Origin of the sequence: Saccharopolyspora sp. (genome assembly GCF_017434145.1) — a bacterium.
Taxonomy (GTDB): domain Bacteria; phylum Actinomycetota; class Actinomycetes; order Mycobacteriales; family Pseudonocardiaceae; genus Saccharopolyspora_C; species Saccharopolyspora_C galaxeae.
On sequence record NZ_JAFRFW010001033.1, the window covers coordinates 1 to 3,416 of the forward strand.

A 3,416-nucleotide genomic window follows, 5' to 3' on the forward strand; every position below is an offset into this window, starting at 1 on the left:
CAGCGCACCGGCCGTCCGGTGAACTCGCGGGTGGTGCGGGTGCAGCGGGGGGACGGCAGCAGCGTGTGGCTGGCCACCACGGCCCGGGCGCTGAACCCGGACGACAGGCCGCCGCACCGGGTGCTGGTGTCGTTCACCGACATCACCGAGAGCCGCGCGGCCCGCGAACGGCTCGAGCACGAGGCCACGCACGACCCGCTGACCGGGCTGGCGAACCGCACGATGGTGCTGCAGCACCTGGAGGCCACCGTCCGCGCCGATCCGCGCACCCGCCCGATGACGGTGCTGTTCGTGGACCTGGACAACTTCAAGCTCGTCAACGATTCGCTGGGCCACGGCGTCGGCGACGAGGTGCTGCGCAACATCGGGCAGCGGCTGGTGCGGGCCACCTCCGAGGGCGACCTGGTCGGCAGGCTCGGCGGGGACGAGTTCGTGGTCGCCACGCACGAAGAGCTCGACGACGAACAGCGGTGCGTGCGGGCGGAGCACCTGCTGCGCACGCTCACCGAGCCGACGCACGTGGAGGGCATCCGGCTGCACGTGGACGCCAGCGTCGGCATCGTCGTTTCCGCGCCCGGGGACGACCGCAGCGCCCAGGACCTGCTGCGCGACGCCGACGTGGCGATGTACCGGGCCAAGTCCGAGGGCCGCGGCCGCTACGCGTTCTTCGACGTGGAACTCCGCGAGCGGGTGCAGCGGCACATGCTGCTGGAACAGGATCTGCGCAATGCCGCCGCGCTCGAGCAGCTGTGGGTGGCGCACCAGCCGGTGGTGGATCTGCGCACCGGCGAGATGGTCGCGGTGGAGGGGCTGCTGCGCTGGGACCACCCGGAGCACGGCACGATCTCGCCCGGCGAGTTCATCCCGCTGGCCGAGGAGAGCGACCTGATCAACAACATCGGGGAGTTCATGCTGCGCACGGTCACCCGCGAGGTCGCCGCGCTGCGCAAGCGGCACGGCGGTCCGCTGCAGCTGAACGCGAACCTCTCACCGCGCCAGCTCGGCGACCCGCGGTTGCAGTCGAAGGTGCGGGCCGCGCTGGCGGAGTCCGGGCTGCCCCCGGGCGCGCTGTGCCTGGAGGTCACCGAGAACGCGCTCATGCAGGACGCGACCTCGGCGGTGCGGATGCTGCGGGCGCTGCGCGGGCTGGGCGTGTTCCTGGCGATCGACGACTTCGGTACCGGGTATTCCTCGCTGGCGCAGTTGCGGCGGCTGCCGCTGGACACGCTCAAGATCGACCGGTCGTTCATCACCGACCTCGGCGAGTCCGACGACGTGGAGGCGATCGTGACCAGCATCGTGGCGATGGCGCACGCGGTCGGGCTCTCGGTGGTCGCCGAGGGCGTGGAAACCCCGCGGCAGCTGGAGATCCTGCGCGACATCGGGTGCGACCAGGGGCAGGGCTACTACTTCGGCAAGCCGGTGCCGGTGGACCGGCTGCCCGCGCGGGACCGTTCGGCCTCGCGCTGAACTCAGCGCGACTCGGTGCTGTGCAACGCCGTTTCGGCCCGCGCCACAGCGGCACGCATTTCCCGCACGAGGTGCGGAATCCGCTGCGCGTCGAACCGAGCCGAGGGCACTGAGACCGAGAACGCGGCCACCGCCTCGCCCGACGCATCGCGCAGCACCGCGCCCACTGCCGACACCCCGGTCTCGGTCCTGTCCCGGTTGATCGAGTAACCCTGCTTGCGTACCAGGCGAAGTTCCCGCAGCAGCGCTTTCCAGTCCTTCTCGGACAACCGGTCGGCATCCCCTTCCCTGCGGTAGAGCTGTTCGAGCTGGTCCTGCGCCAGTTCCGCGAGCAGCGCCTTGCCACCGGAGGAAAGGTGTGCGGACAGGACTCCGCCCTGCCGATCGCCGACGTGCAGCAGCCGCGTCGATTCGACCGAAGCGAGGAACCTCGTCTGAGTGCCGACCCGCACGAGCAGGTTGACCGTTTCCTGCACCCGCTCGCACAGCGCGTCCATGTGCGGGTGAACCGCGCGGCGCAGGAGCTGGTTCGGCCGCCCGGAGACCCGGCCGGCCGCCAGCGCCGGGCCGGGAACGTAGGTCCGGTTGTCGTCCTGGATCGCGAAATCGCGGTACACCAGCATGGAAAGCAGCCGGTGCGCCGTGGAACGGGCGATGCCGAGCTCTTCGGCCGCGTCGCTGACCCGGAGTCCACCTTGGTCGCGCAGCAGTTGCAGCAGCAGCAACGCGTTGTCGACGGAGCTGAGCGCGTACGGCGGCTTGTTCTTCATCCGAGAATCGTATTCTGCTGACCGGGATCTCGACACTGAGCGCCGGGCGCACGTCCGGGAACCGGCGTCAACCGAACCGGGGCAACAGCCGCCCGGCGTTGACTCGGTCCACTTCGGCGTGGTCGATTCCGTCCCAGGCGTCCAGCTTGCCGGTGAACCAGGTCGCCATTTCTGCCGTGGCGTAGGGGAAATCGCTGCCGAACAGCACGTGCCCGGGCTCGGCGAACCGGGTCAGCGCCGGAAGCGAGTACTCGGAGGCCGACAGCGCGGTGTCGAAGTAGAAGCCGCGCAGGTCCGCCAACAGCTGCCCGGCATCACGGCTCGGATCGTCGAGGGCGAGCGAACCGGCGATGCGTTCGGCCGCGTACGGCAGGAACCCGCCCGCGTGCGGCAAGATGATCTTGATGTTCGGGAACCGGCGCGGTACGCCGCGGGCAGCCAGGTTCGCCGCCGCCCGGGTGGTGTCGAGCAGGAAATCCGCCGCATAGGGCGGAACCCCGGAAACGGGCTCGGCGGGCAGCGCGGACGGGTGCACGAACACCACAGCCGCACGAGCGTCCAATTCGGCCATCAACGGGTCGAACTCCGGATCGCCGAGGTAAGTCCCGTTGCTGTTGGCAAGCAACACCACTCCGTCCGCGTGCAGCTCGTCCAGCGCGTAGGCGGCCTCGTGCACCGCACCGTTCACGTCCGGCAACGTCAACGTGGCCCAGAATCCGAAGCGTCCGGGATGTTCCGCAGCCAGCCCGGCGCAGAACTCGTTGAGCTCGCGCGCGAACTCGCGGGCGCCGTCGTTCAGCCAAGGCTCCACGCCGGGAGTGGTGATCGACAGGATGGCCGTCTCGATCCCGTTGCGCTGCATCAGCTCCAGCGAGGCATCCGCACTCCATTCCGGAATCCCGCGGCCGCCCGCGGAAACGCCGGCGCGCGAGAGCCGCTGCCGGTAGCGGGGCGGCACGACGTGGTGGTGGACATCGATGCGCCCGGTCATGTCTCCTCCGAATTACTTAGCTTGCTAACTACCTTTCCGGTAAGGTAGCAGCCATGTCGCAAGCGCCGCAAAATCCCGAGCACGACGGGACATCCGAGCTCTCGCGGGCCACCGACGCGCTGTTCCTGGCCATGCGCCGCGCGCGGGCCGCCAACGCCGGCGCGGGCGGCCTCTCGCTCGCCCAG

At 70.0% G+C, this 3,416-nt stretch carries 3 protein-coding genes; 1 reads left to right on the forward strand and 2 read right to left on the reverse strand.

What is annotated here, in order from left to right:
• Window positions 1–1,470 (forward strand): EAL domain-containing protein (locus IJH84_RS28285; RefSeq protein ID WP_295151019.1); only part of this gene is annotated, 1,470 nt, incomplete at its 5' end.
• Between the two features lie 2 nt (window positions 1,471–1,472).
• Here IJH84_RS28285 and IJH84_RS28290 read toward each other — a convergent pair.
• Both IJH84_RS28290 and IJH84_RS28295 read right to left on the reverse strand, forming a co-directional pair.
• Entirely contained in the window at window positions 1,473–2,240 is a 768-nt protein-coding gene (locus tag IJH84_RS28290) for an IclR family transcriptional regulator (protein ID WP_295151021.1), read from the reverse strand.
• Window positions 2,241–2,307: 67 nt separating this feature from the next.
• Window positions 2,308–3,231: an amidohydrolase family protein gene (locus tag IJH84_RS28295; RefSeq protein ID WP_295151023.1), complete on the reverse strand. Its 924-nt coding sequence runs from the start codon at window positions 3,229–3,231 to the stop codon at window positions 2,308–2,310.
• Window positions 3,232–3,416: the final 185 nt, after the last annotated feature.